We start from the raw sequence: 950 nt of genomic DNA, 5'->3' as shown, positions 1-950 counted from the left end.
GCGAAACTAAAACCCACACTTAGGCGATTTCGCTCCGTCTTCCACCCATAGATCATAGTACCAAGCAAGAACGGCAGCGCGATCGGTAGTGAGTGCATGAAGACGCGTCCGGACGGTATCAGACCGAACAGATACGCAAGGGGCTTGTCGACCAAGTCAGGAAGCTGACTCCCGATAAACGCGATAGTCGCGAGACGAACACCAGGTAGGCGTCTGTCGATTACGAGGACATACATCAGGACGGGGAGGAAAGCGACGATGAAGTGTTCTATCGGGAACATATCACTGGCGTGGACGGTATGTGCCGTACCCGCGAACTGCGTGGCAGAGAGCTATCCACATAGTGGTGATAGGGACGGCGCACATAGTGGTTGACAACGCTGAATTGACGTTCGATACACTTTCAGAGCTGTTCGTCGGAAAATTCTCGTGTGCGCTCATTTTGCGAACTTCGAGCGAACGAACGTTCCACACTCCGGTGGCCCGGGGTTGTAGTTGGGTGGTGCTTGCGTATTCGATGCTTTCCCGGGGATGTACGGCTCGGTGCCAGCCCGCGTTAGCGAGACGTCCGTGCTGTCAAAGACGACCGACACGTCAGAGGGCCGGGAATCGCCGGTCTCCGGCCGCCACCCGGTCAGGAGTGACTCACAGGCCCCCTCGCCGTGTATCGGATTGCGATAGTTATTGTCGTACGCGACCCAGAGACTCCGCTCGGCACCGAGCACCGCGCCAGAGTAGTGACGCTCCGTCCACTGACTCGCCCCGAACTGAGCACTCGTATGGTGGCCCTCTCCGATCACCGTCTCGTCGGGGTTCGTATAGAGGACATGTGGATCGAACGCAGCGACCTGGGTCAATATCAGGGCGCTCACGATGAGAACCGCGACGACACTCCGAATGACGGAGAAGACGCGTCGTTCGGACACCAACCGGGACAGTCTGGACGGTAA

At 57.9% G+C, this 950-nt stretch carries 2 protein-coding genes; both read right to left on the bottom strand.

Annotation, left to right across the window (positions count from 1 at the left end; all coding sequences use genetic code 11):
• A partial coding sequence (locus EXE48_RS18135; protein ID WP_199236415.1) for a metal-dependent hydrolase occupies positions 1-281 on the bottom strand: 281 nt, incomplete at its 3' end.
• Between the two features lie 156 nt (positions 282-437).
• On the bottom strand, positions 438-950 hold a 513-nt coding region (locus tag EXE48_RS18130; protein ID WP_206750432.1), incomplete at its 5' end, for a hypothetical protein.

The sequence above is a fragment of the Halorubrum sp. ASP1 genome, assembly GCF_005435135.1.
Classification (GTDB): Archaea; Halobacteriota; Halobacteria; order Halobacteriales; family Haloferacaceae; genus Halorubrum; species Halorubrum tropicale.
The sequence above is the reverse complement of the archived record's forward strand: the minus strand, read 5'-3'. Positions and strand labels throughout refer to the sequence as shown.